At 70.1% G+C, this 15,272-nt stretch carries 20 protein-coding genes; 13 read left to right on the top strand and 7 right to left on the bottom strand.

The window, feature by feature from the left end; translation table 11 throughout:
* Positions 1-2: 2 nt before the first annotated feature.
* From GGR88_RS11060 to GGR88_RS11035, 6 genes are all read left to right on the top strand, one after another.
* Positions 3-767, top strand: a complete 765-nt coding sequence (locus GGR88_RS11060) for a GDSL-type esterase/lipase family protein (RefSeq protein ID WP_167954942.1) — start codon at positions 3-5, stop codon at positions 765-767.
* A complete protein-coding gene (locus tag GGR88_RS11055) occupies positions 764-2,254 on the top strand; it encodes a sensor histidine kinase (RefSeq protein ID WP_167954939.1) in 1,491 nt (496 codons plus the stop codon). The genes GGR88_RS11060 and GGR88_RS11055 overlap by 4 nt, the downstream gene beginning before the upstream one ends.
* Positions 2,251-2,688 (top strand): response regulator, encoded by a 438-nt coding sequence (locus GGR88_RS11050; RefSeq protein WP_167954937.1) that lies wholly within the window; start codon positions 2,251-2,253, stop codon positions 2,686-2,688. Before GGR88_RS11055 ends, GGR88_RS11050 begins: the two co-directional genes overlap by 4 nt.
* Positions 2,685-3,737 carry a sensor histidine kinase gene (locus GGR88_RS11045; RefSeq protein WP_167954935.1) on the top strand — a complete coding sequence of 351 codons (1,053 nt, stop codon included), beginning with the start codon at positions 2,685-2,687 and terminating at the stop codon, positions 3,735-3,737. The genes GGR88_RS11050 and GGR88_RS11045 overlap by 4 nt, the downstream gene beginning before the upstream one ends.
* Positions 3,738-3,845: 108 nt before the next feature.
* Entirely contained in the window at positions 3,846-4,490 is a 645-nt protein-coding gene (locus GGR88_RS11040) for a DUF4893 domain-containing protein (protein ID WP_167954932.1), read from the top strand.
* A 154-nt stretch (positions 4,491-4,644) separates the two neighbouring features.
* Positions 4,645-4,959, top strand: coding sequence for a hypothetical protein (locus tag GGR88_RS11035; RefSeq protein ID WP_167954930.1), 315 nt, complete (start codon positions 4,645-4,647; stop codon positions 4,957-4,959).
* On the opposite strand, the gene rarD is transcribed toward GGR88_RS11035, so the two are convergent.
* From rarD to GGR88_RS11025, 3 genes are read right to left on the bottom strand one after another with little or no spacing between them, the layout of a single operon-like run.
* Positions 4,956-5,816 carry an EamA family transporter RarD gene (gene rarD / locus GGR88_RS11030; RefSeq protein ID WP_342449815.1) on the bottom strand — a complete coding sequence of 287 codons (861 nt, stop codon included), beginning with the start codon at positions 5,814-5,816 and terminating at the stop codon, positions 4,956-4,958. The genes GGR88_RS11035 and rarD overlap by 4 nt on opposite strands.
* 41 nt (positions 5,817-5,857) lie before the next feature.
* On the bottom strand, positions 5,858-6,079 hold the full coding sequence (locus GGR88_RS15350; protein WP_245196864.1) for a hypothetical protein: 222 nt from the start codon (positions 6,077-6,079) through the stop codon (positions 5,858-5,860).
* Positions 6,080-6,097: 18 nt separating this feature from the next.
* A complete protein-coding gene (locus GGR88_RS11025) occupies positions 6,098-6,706 on the bottom strand; it encodes an SOUL family heme-binding protein (protein ID WP_167954926.1) in 609 nt (202 codons plus the stop codon).
* A gap of 83 nt (positions 6,707-6,789) precedes the next feature.
* Between GGR88_RS11025 and crcB the strand changes: the two genes are divergently transcribed.
* The 5 genes from crcB to GGR88_RS11000 are packed head-to-tail and all read left to right on the top strand — an operon-like array spanning position 6,790 to position 9,761.
* Positions 6,790-7,164: a fluoride efflux transporter CrcB gene (crcB, locus tag GGR88_RS11020; protein ID WP_167954924.1), complete on the top strand. Its 375-nt coding sequence runs from the start codon at positions 6,790-6,792 to the stop codon at positions 7,162-7,164.
* Positions 7,161-8,252, top strand: coding sequence for an RluA family pseudouridine synthase (locus GGR88_RS11015; RefSeq protein WP_167954921.1), 1,092 nt, complete (start codon positions 7,161-7,163; stop codon positions 8,250-8,252). The genes crcB and GGR88_RS11015 overlap by 4 nt, the downstream gene beginning before the upstream one ends.
* On the top strand, positions 8,252-8,854 hold the full coding sequence (locus tag GGR88_RS11010) for an FMN-binding negative transcriptional regulator (protein WP_167954919.1): 603 nt from the start codon (positions 8,252-8,254) through the stop codon (positions 8,852-8,854). Before GGR88_RS11015 ends, GGR88_RS11010 begins: the two co-directional genes overlap by 1 nt.
* Positions 8,851-9,072, top strand: a complete 222-nt coding sequence (locus GGR88_RS15345; RefSeq protein WP_167954917.1) for a hypothetical protein — start codon at positions 8,851-8,853, stop codon at positions 9,070-9,072. The genes GGR88_RS11010 and GGR88_RS15345 overlap by 4 nt, the downstream gene beginning before the upstream one ends.
* Positions 9,069-9,761, top strand: coding sequence for an ATP12 family protein (locus GGR88_RS11000; RefSeq protein WP_167954915.1), 693 nt, complete (start codon positions 9,069-9,071; stop codon positions 9,759-9,761). The genes GGR88_RS15345 and GGR88_RS11000 overlap by 4 nt, the downstream gene beginning before the upstream one ends.
* Here GGR88_RS11000 and GGR88_RS10995 read toward each other — a convergent pair.
* Positions 9,758-10,330 (bottom strand): hypothetical protein, encoded by a 573-nt coding sequence (locus GGR88_RS10995; RefSeq protein ID WP_245196854.1) that lies wholly within the window; start codon positions 10,328-10,330, stop codon positions 9,758-9,760. The two genes, GGR88_RS11000 and GGR88_RS10995, sit on opposite strands and share 4 nt — an antisense overlap.
* A 35-nt stretch (positions 10,331-10,365) precedes the next feature.
* On the bottom strand, positions 10,366-11,022 hold the full coding sequence (gmk, locus tag GGR88_RS10990; RefSeq protein ID WP_167954913.1) for a guanylate kinase: 657 nt from the start codon (positions 11,020-11,022) through the stop codon (positions 10,366-10,368).
* A gap of 56 nt (positions 11,023-11,078) precedes the next feature.
* Between gmk and GGR88_RS10985 the strand changes: the two genes are divergently transcribed.
* Positions 11,079-11,648, top strand: coding sequence for a DUF2585 domain-containing protein (locus tag GGR88_RS10985; protein ID WP_167954911.1), 570 nt, complete (start codon positions 11,079-11,081; stop codon positions 11,646-11,648).
* On the opposite strand, the gene GGR88_RS10980 is transcribed toward GGR88_RS10985, so the two are convergent.
* Together GGR88_RS10980 and fumC are read right to left on the bottom strand one after the other, a co-directional pair.
* Positions 11,642-11,854, bottom strand: a complete 213-nt coding sequence (locus tag GGR88_RS10980) for a hypothetical protein (protein WP_167954909.1) — start codon at positions 11,852-11,854, stop codon at positions 11,642-11,644. The genes GGR88_RS10985 and GGR88_RS10980 overlap by 7 nt on opposite strands.
* Before the next feature lie 62 nt (positions 11,855-11,916).
* A complete protein-coding gene (gene fumC / locus GGR88_RS10975) occupies positions 11,917-13,311 on the bottom strand; it encodes a class II fumarate hydratase (protein WP_167954907.1) in 1,395 nt (464 codons plus the stop codon).
* 104 nt (positions 13,312-13,415) lie between these two features.
* Between fumC and GGR88_RS10970 the strand changes: the two genes are divergently transcribed.
* Positions 13,416-15,272 (top strand): ABC-F family ATP-binding cassette domain-containing protein, encoded by a 1,857-nt coding sequence (locus tag GGR88_RS10970; RefSeq protein ID WP_167954905.1) that lies wholly within the window; start codon positions 13,416-13,418, stop codon positions 15,270-15,272.

Raw genomic sequence — 15,272 nt, 5'->3', positions numbered from 1 at the left:
GGGTGGGACACAGGCTTGGACGGATGCTGTCGTCGCTGGTGCTTGGCGTCGCCGCCGCCGCGCCCGTCCAGGCGCACGCGCCCGCCGACACCGCGATGGTTCCCGATCCCTGCGCTGCGCTGGCGGCGGAAACAGCCGGGCTCGCGTCCGAGGCGGCGGAGGCGCTCCGCGCCCGTCGCGACTGGCCCAACCTCTGCCGCTATGCCGCCGCCAACGCCGCGGTGCGTGCGCGGCCCGACACCATCCTCATCGGCGACTCGCTGACGGAGGGCTGGACCGCCGGCAATCCGGCCTTCTTTTCCGAACGCGTCCTCAACCGCGGCATCAGTGGCCAGACCACGCCGCAGATCCTGCTGCGCTTCTACGCCGACGTGGTCGCGCTGCGCCCCCGCACCGTGCACATCCTGGCGGGATCGAACGACATCGCCGGCAACACCGGCCCGACGTCCGAAGCCGCCTATCGCAACAACATCCAGGCGATGGTGGACATCGCCCGCGCCCACGACATCCGCGTGGTGATCGGCGCGCTGCCGCCGGCAGACCGCTTCTGGTGGGCGCCCGCACTGCGGCCCGCCGCGCAGATCCGGCAGGTGAACGGCTGGCTGCGGGAGTTCGCCGCCGCCAACCGCATCGCCTTTGTCGACTATCATTCCGCCATGACCACGCCGGACGGCGCCATGCGCCCCGGGCTCGCCGACGACGGCGTCCATCCCAACCCCGCCGGCTATGCCATCATGTCGGCGCTCGCCGTGGATGCGCTGCGATGACGCAGTCGGCATCGCTGCAGCGCCTGCGCGGCTCCACCCTGTTGCTCCTGGGTGGGCTCGTTCTCCTCATCCTCGTCGCGGGCGGCGCCGGCTTCGCCCTGTCGCGCGACCGGGCTTACAACCAGCTCGTCATCCACACGCTGGAGGTGCAGGAGGTCGCCACCGCCACCCTCGGCGCGGTCGTGGATGCAGAAGCGGCGCAGCGCGGCTACCTGCTGACGGGCGAGCCCGGCTTCGTCCCGCAGGTCGACCGCGCCCGGCGCGACGCCGCCGCGCTCCTGTCCCGGCTCGAGGCGCTTGTCGCCGACAATCCCGCGCAGGCCGCCGCCGCCCGCTCGCTCGGCCCCCGGCTTCGCGAACGCTTCGCGGTTTTCGACCAGACCTTCGCGCTGATGGCGGCGGACCGGCGCGGCGACGCCATCGGCATCGTCCGGCAGGGGCGCGGGACGGAGCTGATGCGGCTGCTGCGCGCCGACATCGCGCGGATCATCGCGGTGGAGGAGCAGCTGCTCCACGCCCGCCGGGCCGCGGCGGAGCGGAGCGCGCTGGCGCTTCTCGCGCTGACCGTCGCCGGGCTGGTCCTGGCCGCGCTCCTCACGCTGTTTGCCATCCGCAGCCTCACGGCCCGCACCAGGGAGGCGGATGCCGCGCGCGCCACCGTGCAGGAACTGAACGTCGGGCTGGAGGCGACGGTGGCCGAACGCACCGCCGACCTCCGCCTCGCCAATGATGAGATCCAGCGGTTCGCCTACATCGTCAGCCACGACCTGCGCTCGCCGCTGGTGAACATCATGGGCTTCACCAGCGAGCTGCAGGCCGTGCAGCGCGACCTGTCCGGCTTCGTCGCCGCCGTGCCGCCCGACACCGCCGGCCTTGATGCCGCCCGCACGGCCGCGGCCGAGGATTTTCCGGAGGCACTGGGCTTCATCCACGCCTCCACCGCCAAGATGGACCGGCTGATCAACGCGATCCTCGCTTTGTCGCGCCAGGGCCGCCGCGTCCTCGATCCGGAGCAGATCGACCTCACCGCGCTTGCCGAGGGCATCGGCGACACCGTCCGGCACCAGCTGGAGGAAGGCGAGGCCACGCTCACGGTCGAACCCATGCCGACGATCGTCACCGATCGGGTCGCGCTGGAACAGGTGGTCGCCAACCTGGTCGAGAATGCGCTGAAATACACCGCTGCCGGCCGCCCCGCCGCCGTGCGGATCAGCGCGACGGAACGGCCCGGCTTTGTCGACATCTCGGTCGCCGACAACGGCCGCGGCATCGACACGCGCGATCATGAACGCGTGTTCGACCTGTTCCGCCGTTCGGGCGCGCAGGACCGGCCGGGGGAAGGGATCGGCCTTGCCAATGTCCGCGCCACCATCCGCCGGCTGGGCGGCACCGTCACGCTCAAGTCTGAATTGGGCAATGGCGCCACGTTCGTTATAGCGCTGCCAAAGGTCTTACCTGCCACGATTTCTCAGAAGGACGCCGCATGAAGGGCACCCAGAACCCGGTCACGATCGTCATGGTCGAAGACGACGCCGGCCACGCCCGGCTGATCGAGAAGAACGTCCGCCGCGCGGGCGTCTGCAACGAGATCGTGCATCTCGAAAATGGCGGTGCCGCGCTGTCCTACCTGTTCGAGCCGGCGGTGCGCGACAATGGTCCCGTGCTCATCCTCCTCGATCTCAACCTGCCCGACATGTCCGGCGTCGACATCCTGGCGCGCATCAAGGAGGATGAGCGGCTGCGCCGGTCGCCGGTGATCGTGCTGACCACCACCGACGACAAGCGCGAGATCCAGCGCTGCTACGATCTTGGCGCGAACGTCTACATCACCAAGCCGGTCGATTATGACCAGTTCGCCAACGCCATCCGCCAGCTGGGCCTGTTCCTGTCGGTCATGCAGGTGCCGGAGTCCGCTGCTTGAGCGAGGCCGACCCGGTCGCGCGGCTGCTCTACGTCGACGACGACGTCGGGCTCGCGCGCCTGGCGCAGAAGGCTTTGACGCGTCGCGGCTTCGAGGTGGAGGTCGCGCACAGCGGGGCGGAGGGTCTTGCCCGGCTGGATGAGGCGCGGTTCGATGCGGTCGCGCTCGACCATTACATGCCGGTGCAGGACGGGTTGGCGACGCTGGCGCAGCTGCGCACCCGGGCGGACGCGCCGCCGGTCGTCTACGTCACCGGCAGCGAGGAAGGGCGCATCGCCATTGCCGCCCTGAAGGCCGGCGCCACCGACTATGTCGTCAAGGACATCGGCGAAAGCTTCTTTGAGCTGCTGGCCGAAACCATCGAACAGGCGGTGCGCGCCGACCGTACCCAGCGCGAGAAGGCGGCGGCGGAGGCCGCGCTGCAGATCGCGCACGACCGCGCGCAGGCGCTGCTGCGCGAGGTCAACCACCGCGTCGCCAACAGCCTCGCGCTGGTCGGATCCTTTGTGCAGATGCAGGCGCGGCTGGTGGACGGCGACGCCCGCGCGGCGCTTGAGGAAACGCAGTCGCGCATCGCGGCCGTGGCCCAGGTCCACCGCCGGCTCTACACGTCCGACGATGTCGGCCAGGTGCGGCTGGACGACTATCTCCACGGGCTGGTGGACGAACTGTCGCGCACGATGGCCAGCGCCGGTCGCGCCGTGCGGATCGGCCTTGTCGCAGAACCGCTTTCCGTGCCGCCGGATCAGGCCGTCAATCTCGGCGTGGTCGTGAACGAGCTTGTGACCAACGCGTGCAAATACGCCTATCCGGACGGCCGACCGGGCGAGATCCGCGTGGCCGCGCGCAAGATCGCGGACGACTCTCTGCGCCTGTCTGTGGAGGATGACGGGGTCGGTTGGAACGGGGAGCAGAAGCCGCTCGGAACCGGCCTTGGCTCGCGGATCGTCCGGGCGATTGCCGCCAGCATGGCAGCGCCGCTCCGCTTTGATCAGGAACGCGCCGGCACCTGCGTCTATCTGGACGTTCCGCTCCGCGACGAGGGCTGAAATTTACCTTTCGTTAACCGGCAAAGCCTAGCGTCTGTCGGGCCGTCCGGTGGCGCAAAACAGCGTCGCGGCGGCCCGAAAGGTCGGGCTATGCTTCGCACCCTGCCGATGACCATGTCCTGCGTGCTCTGGCTGTCGGCCTGCGCCTCCGCCCCCGCACCGACGGTGGTGGCGACGGCGCCCGCGCCCCTGCCGGATCCGCAACGCGCCTGGGAAACCATCATCAAGCCCGCGGACCGCGCGCGCCTCGACGATCTGGGCGCTGTCTGGACGCGCGCACTTGCCGATGCCGGGCGGCGCGCGCCGGCCGCGCTCACCGCCAACGCTGATCTGCTGTCGGGCGACAGCGGGCTCGATCATCCCGCGCTTCCGCCCGGCTCCTACCGGTGCCGCACCGTGCGCATCGGAACGCCGGGGCCGGGCCGGGCCGCCTTTGCCGCCTTTCGCCCCTTCTTCTGCTATGTCCGGTCGGACGGGCAGATGCTCAACTTCACCAAGCAGACAGGCACCGATCAGCCCGCCGGCTGGCTCTATGCCGACGAGGCCAACCGCTATGTCTTCCTGGGCACCCGCGTGCCCGGGCGGGAGCCCGGCGCGGTGGGCTATGGCGAACAGCCCGAACATGACCTGGTTGGCATTGTCGAGCGCATCGGGGCCTTCCGGTGGCGCCTCGTCCTGCCCGTGGCGGGGCAGGAGGCGCGACTCGACATCTACGAGCTCGTGCCGATCCCGCCCGAGATCGAGGAGCCTTGACGGGCAGTTTCGAAGTTTCCTCCGACGCGGTTCCAAGTGTCAGCACAGTTCGTCGTGGAAATAGAACGTGTCGCCGCAGCGCTCCGACGCCCCGTTAACCAACTCGAAACCATTGGCTCCATAGTCTCCCGGCAGGTTTGAGGGACGTCGCTGGATGAAACTTGCCGGACGCTTGGCGCTGGAAAGCGGTGCCGATCAGCACGAACAGGCTGTCGCAGGGTCGCGCCGCGCCTGCGGCTATCATGGCATCGACATTCTCGTGAACATGCTGAGTGCCGACGGCTTCACGGCCGAGATGCGTGGCCTCATTCCTCCGGGCGCGCAGGTGCGCCTGAAGCTTCCCGGCCTGGGTGCGGCGCACGCGCGCGTGCTCTCCAGCGAGGACGGTCATCTCCACGCGCGCTTCGCCAACCCGATCGGCCTCGGCCGGCTCGCCCGCGTTCCCGGCTTCTCGCGAATCGCGGCCTAGGCCGGCGCGCGCCGCGCCGTCCGGATGCTGTCCGTCAGGTAGATCGCCAGGCCCGCCCAGATCGCAGAAAAGCAGGCAAGCTGCGCCAGCGACAGCGGCTCGCGGAACACCAGCACGGCCAGTCCGAACTGGATGGTCGGCGCCACGAACTGCAGGATCCCGACCGTTGAATAGCGCAACCTGCGTGCGCCCGCGGCGAACAGCAGCAGCGGCAACGCCGTGACCACGCCGCCGGCCATCAGCAACAGGCTGACGTCGGGGGCCGTGCCGAAGCTGAGCGCGCCGGCGGAGGCGAACCAGGCGATGGCCGCTGCCGCCGGCACCGCCAGGATCAGCGTTTCTACGGCCAGCCCCTCCAACGCCTCCACCGCCACGATCTTGCGCAGGAGGCCGTAGCTCGCAAAGCTGACGGCAAGGGTCAGGCTGATCCAGAGCCCGTCCGGCGCGCCCAGCGCCAGCACCAGGACGCCTGCCGCGGCCAGCATCACCGCGACCACCTGCGCGCGGCTCAGCCGTTCCTTCAGCACCACCACCCCCATCGCCACGTTCACCAGCGGGTTGAGGTAATAGCCAAGGCTCGTCGCCAGCACATGGCCGTTCAGCACGGCCCACACGTAGATCAGCCAGTTGAGCCCGATCAGCCCCGCCGTCGCCGCCAGCGTCAGCACCACCCGCTTGTCGCCGACGGCCCGGCGCAAGCGGCCCATCCTGCCCGCTGCCAGCAGCACGCCGGCAATGAAGATCACCGACCACAGCACGCGCTGCGCGACGATCTCGAAGGGATGAACGCTGCTGACCGTCCGGAAGTAGAGCGGCAGCACGCCCCACATCAGATAGGCGGACAGCGCATAAGCGATGCCCGCACGGGTCTCGTCGCGCGGGGCCGCCGCCGACGCGTTCAGAAAATCCCGCCGCCCAGCGACAGGCGGATCACGCCGATCAGCATCAGCAGCAGGTTGAAATTGCGTCCCGTGCGGCTTGCCGACAGCTGCCCGACCAGCGCGCCCACTGCGGCCACCGGCAGGATGAACCACCACGCCCAGCCCAGCAGCGGCAGGAACGCCGGCAGGCCGAGGAGGAGCGCGAACACGCCGATCAGGATGGACAGGATGTTGAGCATGACGTGTCTCCGGCCCGGTCAGCCAACCGGGATGATCACTTCCGACCGGCGAAGCGCGGACGGCATCATCGGCGGGTCGTAGAAGGCGAATACCGCATCCCCGTCGACCCGCAATCCCTTGGCCGCGATCCAGCGGCGCAGCCGCGCCTCATGCTCTCCCTGGGCGGCATCGTCGGGTCGGCCGTTGAAGCGGATCGCCGCCATGCGCCGCGCCGGCTCCTCCGCGATCGTCACGGCCTGGCTGCCCGGCGCCGGCAGGTCCGCCGGGCGGCGCCCTTCCGGCATCACGAAGCGCGTGCGCCACGCCGATCCGTCGCGGTCGTTTAGCACGGGGGACGTCATCGCGATGCGCTCGCCGCCCCGATCCTTGGCGAAAATGTAGTCGGCGAGCGTCCTGAACCCCGCCTTCAGCGCCTGCTCGCGCCCGCCGTCGCGCGTCGTGCTGGCCAGCGTCAGCCGGGGATAGGCGCGCAACTGGATGTCGCCCTCGGTCAGGAGCGGGCGATAGCCCGGCGCTTCTGATCGTGCGCGCTTCAGATAGGCCGCCGCCAGGGCGCCGATGCCCACCGCCAGCAACCCGCCGCCGATCCAGCGCGGATCGATCCCTGCTCGTCCTTTGTCTGCCATGATCCGCACAATGAACCGCCGCGCGCCCGGTTCCGCACCGCTCCGCTGGCGAAACGGGCGCGGCCGGGCTAAGCGCTTGGCCCATGCAGCCTCTTTTTCTCGTGGCGGCCGGCGGCGCGATCGGCGCGGCGGCGCGCTATGGCGTCGGCACGGCCGCGCTGCGCCTGTTCGGCCCCGGCTTTCCGTGGGGGACGCTGGCCGTCAACCTGGCGGGCGGACTGGCGATGGGCCTTGTTGCCGGGGCCATCCCGGCCGATGCGCGCGGCACCGCGCTCCGGCTGTTCCTCGCGGTCGGCGTGCTCGGCGGCTTCACCACCTTTTCCGCCTTCAGCCTGGAGGTCGTGGCCATGCTGGAACGCGGCGCGATCGGTCCCGCGCTCGCCTATGTCGGCGCGTCCGTGCTGGGCGCGGTTGTGCTCCTCTGGATCGGCCTCCACGCCGTGCGGGTCGCGGCATGAGCGAGGCGCGCAGCTTCACCGTCGGGCCGGACGACGACGGCATCCGGCTCGACCGCTGGTTCAAGCGGCACATGGAGGATCTCGGCTTCGCGCAGGTGTCGCGCTGGGCGCGCACCGGCCAGATCCGCGTCGATGGCAAGCGCGCGACGCCCGGCGACCGCATCGAGGCGGGGCAGGTCATCCGCGTTCCCCCGCTCGACCCCAAGCCCGCGGCCGCGGCGGCCGACCGCCCGCGCCGCCCCCGCGTCCCGCTCACGCCCGAGCAGGAGGCGTTCGCGCAGGAAATGGTGATCCACCGCGACCCGCAGGCGATCGTGGTCAACAAGCCCCCTGGCCTCGCCACGCAGGGCGGCACCAAGACCACCGAGCATCTCGACGGCCTTCTCGATGCGCTCGCTTTCGATGCGCCGGCCCGGCCCAAGCTTGTCCACCGGCTGGACAAGGACACGTCCGGCGCGCTGCTGCTTGCCCGGTCGGCCCGCGCGGCGGCAAGCTTTGCCAAGAGCTTTTCCAGCCGCACCGCGCGCAAGGTCTATTGGGCCGTCGTCACCGGCGTGCCGCAGGTCGAGGATGGCATGATCGAACTGCCGATCGGCAAGCAGCCGGGCTCGGGCGGGGAAAAGATGCAGGTCGACGAGGCGGAAGGGTCGCCCGCGCGCACGCGCTACCGCGTGATCGAACAGGCCGGCAATCGCGCCGCCTGGGTGGAGCTGCAACCCTTTACCGGCCGCACGCATCAGCTTCGCGTCCACATGGCCGCGATCGGCCATCCCATCCTGGGCGACGGCAAATATGGCGGGCAGGACGCGTTCCTGACCGGCGGGGTCAGTCGCAAGATGCACCTCCACGCGCGCCGCCTGCGCATCGATCATCCGGACGGCGGCCGGGTCGACGTGACGGCGGAGCTGCCGCCCCATTTCGCCGAGAGCATGACGACGCTTGGCTTCGATCTCTCGCTCGGTGACCGCCCGCTCGACGACGGTCCGCCGCCGCTCAGCCGCGAACAGCTGAAGCAGAAGGCGCGCGCCCATGCCAAGGGTGTCAGAAAGGAACGTCGCGGCGAACGGCGCAGCCGCGGCAGCCGCTGATGCATCCCGATCCCGCCTTCCGGGTGGAGGACCGCGCCTGGGTCCGCCGCTTCGTCGCCGACCATCCGTTCGGCACGCTGTTCGTGCAGACGGACGCGGGGCCGCGGGTCGTGCACCTGCCGGTCACGCCCGCCGGCGACGATGCCGTGCGCTTCCACCTGTCGGCGCGCAACGACGTGGCGGACCGGCTGGACGGCGCCACCGCCTTGTTCGTGGCATCCGGCCCCCACCATTATGTCAGCCCGGACTGGTACCGGCTCGGCCCCGGTCAGGTGCCCACCTGGAACTATGTCGCCGCCGAGCTGGAGGGGACCGTCCATCCGCTGGGCCGTGCCGCGCTCGCCGAACAGGTCGATCTGCTGGTCGCCCAGTCGGAGCGAGCGCTGGCGCCGAAGCCCGCCTGGACGCGCGCGGGGATGAAGCCGGGCACCTTTGACGCGATGCTGAACGACATCCGCGGGTTCGAGCTTCGGATCACCGCCTGGCGGGCCACCTGCAAGATGAACCAGAACAAGTCCGATGCCGCGCGCCTCGCGGCGGCCGACGGCGTGGCGGCCGCCGGCGATCCCGCCACCGCCGCCTGGATGCGGAACCCGGCATGAGCGTCGATCCCGCGCGCAATCGCTTCTTCCTGCTCGCCGCCACCCGCATCGGCGGCGTGCTGCTCATCATGTTCGGGATCGTCGTCGCCAGCGGCCGGTCGGACGGTGTTCCCGTGGCAGCCGGCTATGCGATGGTCGTGGCCGGCTTCCTGGTGATCGGCGTCCTCACCCGCCGTCTCGCGCGGCGCTGGCGATCGCCCGGGGACGACCGCCCGTGAAGCGGTTCTGGACCGACGTCGCCGTGGTCGCCGATCCCGGCGGGCACGCCATCCGGCTTGATGACCGGCCGGTCCGCACGCCCGGCCGCCGGCCGCTGCTGCTGCCGACTCGGGATCTTGCCGATGCAGTCGCGGCCGAATGGGCGGCCGTCGCGGATGTGATCGATCCGCGCGCCATGCGCCTCACCGGCCTCGCCAACGCCGCCATCGACATCGTGGCGCCCGATCCCCCCGCCTTCATCCGCCCGCTCGCCGCCTATGCCGACAGTGACCTCCTCATCTACCGGGCGGATGCACCCGACAGCCTGGTGGCGGCGCAGGCCGCGGCGTGGGACCCGCCGCTGGTCTGGGCGGGTGGGCGGTTCGACGTCGCCTTCACGCCCGCGACCGGCATCATCCACCGGCCGCAGCCACCCGCCACGCTTGACCGGCTGGCCGCTGCCCTCACCGGCCGCCCGCCGTTCCGGCTCGCCGGGCTGTCGCCGCTGGTGACGATCGGCGGATCGCTCGTGGTGGCGCTGGCGGTGGACGAAGGCGCCCTCACCGCCGACGATGGCTGGGCGGCGGTCACCGTCGACGAACAATGGCAGCAGCAGCGCTGGGGCGAGGATGCGGAGGCGACGGCCGTGCTCGCCGCCCGCCGCACCGAATGGATGGCCGCCGCCCGCTTCCTCGCGCTGCTCGATTAATCGATCGGCCGGCCCGCCGGCGCCACCCGCAGGAAGCGGCTGATCACCGCCACGCAGGCGACGAAGCCGATCGCGTCCGCCACGAAGCCATAGGCGAAATACCCCAGCCCGAAATGGTTGGAAAAGGCGTCGCCCAGCCGCAGGTAGAGCGGGATGGCAATCGCGAACAGCGCGCCCACGCGAAACGCCAGGCTCGGCTCGGCCGATCGGCGCGCGACCTTCGCCAGCGCGAATGCGATCACCAGCCCGGCGATCAGCGCCAGCACCAGGGTCACCGCCAGCGCGCCAGCATCCACCACCGGGAACCCGCCGCTGTTGTAATGCACGGTGGCGACCGGCCCCTGTCCGTACAGCGTGGTGCCGGCATTGGTCGCCGGGTTGGGCACCACATAGGTGCCGGTGCCGCCGGTGGTCAGCGTCTGCGCCATCGCCAGTTGCAGCGCGGCCCCCTGCGCTTCGGGCAGCGACTTGTACGCCAGCGCCGCAAGCGGCGTTCCCCAGAAGATGAATCCGACGAAGTAGAGCGCCAGGCCGCCGAGCAGCCCGCCGATGATCGTCCGTGGCATCATGATCCTCCCTGTTTATGCGGGAGGAACAACGTGCCTCAGCGCGTCAGGCTCCGGATGAAGCCGATCAGCCCGGTCTGCCGGCTCCGCTTCAGGCGCTCGGCCCGCAGGATCGTGTGCACCCGGTCGAAGCAGGCATCGACATCGTCGTTGACCAGCACATAGTCGTAGCCGTCCCAGTGGCCGACCTCGGCCGCTGCGCGCTCCATGCGCCGGGTCACCACGTCGTCGCTGTCGGTCGCGCGCCCGCGCAGGCGGCGTTCCAGCTCCTGCATCGACGGCGGCATGATGAACACGCGCACCACGTCGCCGGCGGCCAGCTGGAACAGCTGCTGCGCGCCCTGCCAGTCGATGTCGAACAGCACGTCGCGCCCGGATGCCAGCATCGCTTCCACCGGCGCGCGCGGCGTGCCGTACCGGTGGTCGAAGACGTGCGCCCATTCCAGGAACTCGCCGTCGGACACCATCCGCTTGAATTCGGGCAGGTCGACGAAGTGGTAATCGCGCCCGTCCTGCTCACCCGGGCGCGGCGCGCGGGTGGTGGCGGACACCGACATCTGCAGCCCGTCGTCGGCGCCCAGCAGCTTGCGTGCGATCGTCGACTTGCCGGCGCCGGACGGCGACGACAGCACGAACAACATGCCGCGCCGCTTGAACTTGTGGGGATCCGTGGCGGGCTGGTGGGCGTCGACCATGGCCGCTAGTGGCGGCTGCACAGGATGGCGTCAACGCCGCGCGTGGGGGATGGCAGATGAAGACGCGGATCGGCCGGCATCATCTGCTGTCTGCGGCAGCGCTCGTCCTCGCGACTGCCGCGGTTCTTCTCCTCATGGGGCGGGAGCCGATCTGCACCTGCGGCACGATCAGGCTGTGGCACAGCGCGGTCAATTCGGCCGAAAACAGCCAGCATCTGGCGGACTGGTACACGCTCAGCCACGTCGTGCACGGGCTGATCTTCTTCTGGGTGACCCGCCTCGCGCTGCCGCGCCTGTCGGTGGGCGCGCGCCTGTGTGTCGCCGTCGCGGTGGAGGCCGCGTGGGAGATCGCGGAAAATACGCCGGCGATGATCGACCGGTACCGGGACGCCACGATCGCGCTCGGCTATACCGGAGACAGCGTCCTCAACTCGGTCGCCGACATCGGGTGGATGCTGCTCGGCTTCCTGCTCGCGTCCCGCATGCCGGCGTGGGGCGCGCTGGCCGTGGCGCTGCTGCTGGAGGGTGTCGCGCTTGTCGCCATTCGCGACAACCTCTCGCTCAACATCCTGATGCTGATCACACCGTCCGATGCGATCAGGACATGGCAGGCGGCCGCTCAGTAACGCGGCGGCACGCCCGTCCGCTTCACCCGGCGGCGGTCTAGCAGCTTCTTGCCGACATAGGCCGCGCCCAGCATGGTGCCGAACGGACCCATGCGGCGCAGGCCGCCGCCGACCAGCGCGCCAAGCGCCGCGCCCTTCAGGCCGCCGGACCCGTCGCGCCGGTCCATCTCGCGGCCAACCAGCATCCCGATCACCTTGCCGATCATGGTCATACTCCCGAAACGATTGTCGGGAGCGAAGCGCGATTGGCCGATGATTGTTCCCGGGATCAGGCGCCGCCCAGCATATTCTCGGGCCGCACGACGCGGTCGAACGTCGCTTCGTCGACCAGACCCATCGCCAGCCCGCTTTCCTTCAGCGTCAGGCCCTTCTCGTGCGCGTTCTTGGCGATCTTGGCGGCGTTGTCGTACCCGATCTCGGGCGCCAGCGCGGTCACCAGCATCAGCGATCGGCCGACCAGCTCGGCGATCTGGCGCTCGTTGGCCTCGATCCCGTCGACGCAGCGCTCGGCAAAGCTCGTCATACCGGTCGCCAGCAGGTGGATCGACCGCAGCACGTTGGCGCCGATCAGCGGCATGAACACGTTGAGCTCGAAATGGCCCTGCATGCCGCCGATTGTCACGGCCTGCGTGTTTCCCATCACCTGCGCGGCGACCATGGTCAGCGACTCGCACTGCGTCGGGTTGACCTTGCCCGGCATGATGGAGCTGCCGGGCTCGTTGGCGGGCAGGCTGAGCTCGCCCAGGCCCGACCGCGGGCCCGACCCCAGGAAGCGGATGTCGTTGGCGATCTTGGTCAGCGCCACCGCCAGCGTGTTGAGCGCGCCGGCGAAGAACACCAGCCCGTCCTTGGCGGCAAGCTGCTCGAACTTGTTGGGCGCTTCCTCGAACCGCGTGCCGGCGATGTCGCTGATCGCCGCCACCATGTCGGGCGCCCAGCCCGCCGGCGCGTTCAGCCCGGTGCCGACGGCGGTGCCGCCGATGGCCAGCTTGCGGATGTTGCCGTTCAGCGCACCTTCGATCCGCGCACGGCAGCTCGCCAGCTGCGCGGCATAGCCGCCGAATTCCTGGCCAAGCGTCAGCGGCGTCGCGTCCTGCGTGTGCGTGCGGCCGATCTTCACGATCCCGCTCCACGCCACCGCCTTGGCGGTGATCGCGTCCTGCAGCCGCGCGATCGCCGGCAGCAGCACCGTTTCCGTCGCCAGCACGGTTGCGACGTGCAGCGCGGTCGGGAAGCTGTCGTTGGACGACTGGCTCATGTTCACATGGTCGTTCGGGTGCACGGGGGACTTGCCGCCCCGCGTGCCTGCCAGCTTCTCGTTGGCGTAACCCGCGATCACCTCGTTCACGTTCATGTTGGTCTGCGTGCCCGACCCCGTCTGCCAGATGACGAGCGGGAACTGGTCGTCCAGCCGGCCGGCCGTGATCGCCTGCGCGGCATCCTCGATCGCGGAGACGAGGCCGGCGTCCAGCCCGTGCTTGCCGTTCACCCGCGCCGCCGCCTGCTTCACGATGGCCTGCGCATGGACGATGCCGATCGGCATCCGCTCGGTCTGGCCGAACGGAAAATTCTCGATCGACCGCTGCGTCTGTGCGCCCCAATAGGCGTCGGCGGGCACCGCGATCGCGCCGATGCTGTCGGTTTCGGTCCGGGTGTCGCTCATGGCTCGCTCCATCCAAGGGGGGTCGGTCGGCTCCTTCCGGGAGGCGGGGCTGCGCGTCAACCCGACCCTGTTGTCCGCCGCCCGCATTTGCTAACGCGCCGGCCATGCTCAGCCTCAATGCCATCACGGTGCGCCTCGGCGGGCGCACGATCCTCGACCGCGCCAGCGCCGCGCTTCCGCCGGGCAGCCGCGTTGGGCTGATCGGCCGCAATGGCGCGGGCAAGTCGACGCTGGTGAAGGTCATCGCGGGCTTGCTGGAGCCCGACGGCGGCAGCGCCGACATGCCGCGCGGCGCCCGCATCGGCTATATCGCGCAGGAAGCACCGCACGGAACTGCGACGCCGTTCGACACCGTGCTCGCCGCCGATACGGAGCGCGCGGCGCTGATGGCGGAAGCGGAGACGAGCGAGGATCCGGACCGCCTCGGCGACCTCTACGAGCGGCTGATCGCCATCGACGCCTACACCGCGCCTGCGCGCGTGTCGCAGATCCTGCTCGGCCTCGGCTTTGACGAGGACATGCAGGCCCGCCCGCTCGACAGCTTTTCCGGCGGATGGAAGATGCGCGTGGCGCTCGCCGCGCTGCTGTTCTCCGCGCCCGACCTGCTGCTGCTCGACGAGCCCTCCAACCACCTCGATCTGGAGGCGGTGATGTGGCTGGAGGACTTCCTGAAGTCCTACAAGGCGACGATCGTCGTGGTCAGCCACGAACGCGACTTCCTCAACAACATCGTCGACCATATCCTGCACCTGCAGGGCGGCAAGACGACGCTCTATGTCGGCGGATACGACGCGTTCGAACGCCAGCGGGCGGAGCGCATGGCGCAGATCGCCGCGGCAAAGGCCAACCAGGACGCGCAGCGCGCCAAGCTGCAGGATTATGTCGCGCGCAACTCCGCCCGCGCATCCACCGCCAAGCAGGCGCAGAGCCGCGCCAAGATGCTGGCGAAGATGCAGCCCATCGCGGAGCTTGCCAACGATCCGTCGCTGTCGTTCGGCTTCCCCGACCCGGACAAGCTGCGCCCGCCGCTCATCACGCTCGACATGGCCGCCGTCGGCTATGACGAGGTGCCGATCCTGAAGCGGCTGAACCTCCGGCTCGACCCGGACGACCGCATCGCGCTGCTCGGCCGCAACGGCAACGGCAAGACCACGCTCGCCCGGCTGCTGGCGGCACAGCTTGCGCCCATGGACGGCGGCATGGCCGCATCCGGCAAGATGAAGGTCGGATATTTCACCCAGTATCAGGTGGAGGAGCTCGACACCGGCGACACGCCGCTCGAACACATGACCCGCGTCATGAAGGGCGCATCGCCCGCCGCCGTCCGTGCACAGCTCGGCCGGTTCGGCTTTTCGGGCGACAAGGCGACGACGCTGGTCGGCCGGCTGTCGGGCGGCGAGCGTGCGCGGCTCGCGCTCGCGCTCATCACGCGCGACGCCCCGCACATGCTGATCCTGGACGAGCCCACCAACCACCTGGACGTCGATGCGCGCGAGGCGCTGGTGCAGGCGCTGAACGACTATACGGGCGCGGTGGTGATCGTCAGCCACGACCGCCACATGCTGGAGCTGACCGCCGACCGGCTCGTGCTGGTCGATGGCGGTACCGCGCGGGAGTTCGACGGCAGCCTCGACGATTATATCGCCTTCATCCTGGGCGGTCCGGCCAAGGCGGACGGCAAGGGCAAGAAGGGCGACAAGCGCGCGCGGGACGAAGCGCGCGAACGCGACCAGGCGCTGCGCAAGCAGGCCAAGTCCGCGGAGGCCGAGCTTGCCCGCCTCACCGCCGAACGCGCCGCGATCGATCGCGCCATGTCCGATCCAAGGGCGGCGGAGCCGGCGCTCCGGACGCTCGGCATGGGCGAGCTTTCCCGCCGCCGCGGCAAGCTTGACGCCCGGATCGAGGAAGCGGAATCCGCCTGGATGGAAGCCAGCGAAGCGCTGGAGGCGGTCGCCGCCTGA

It is taken from the genome of Sphingomonas jejuensis, from assembly GCF_011927695.1.
Taxonomy (GTDB): domain Bacteria; phylum Pseudomonadota; class Alphaproteobacteria; order Sphingomonadales; family Sphingomonadaceae; genus Sphingomonas_K; species Sphingomonas_K jejuensis.
This window is presented reverse-complemented; position numbering and strand designations above follow the sequence as displayed.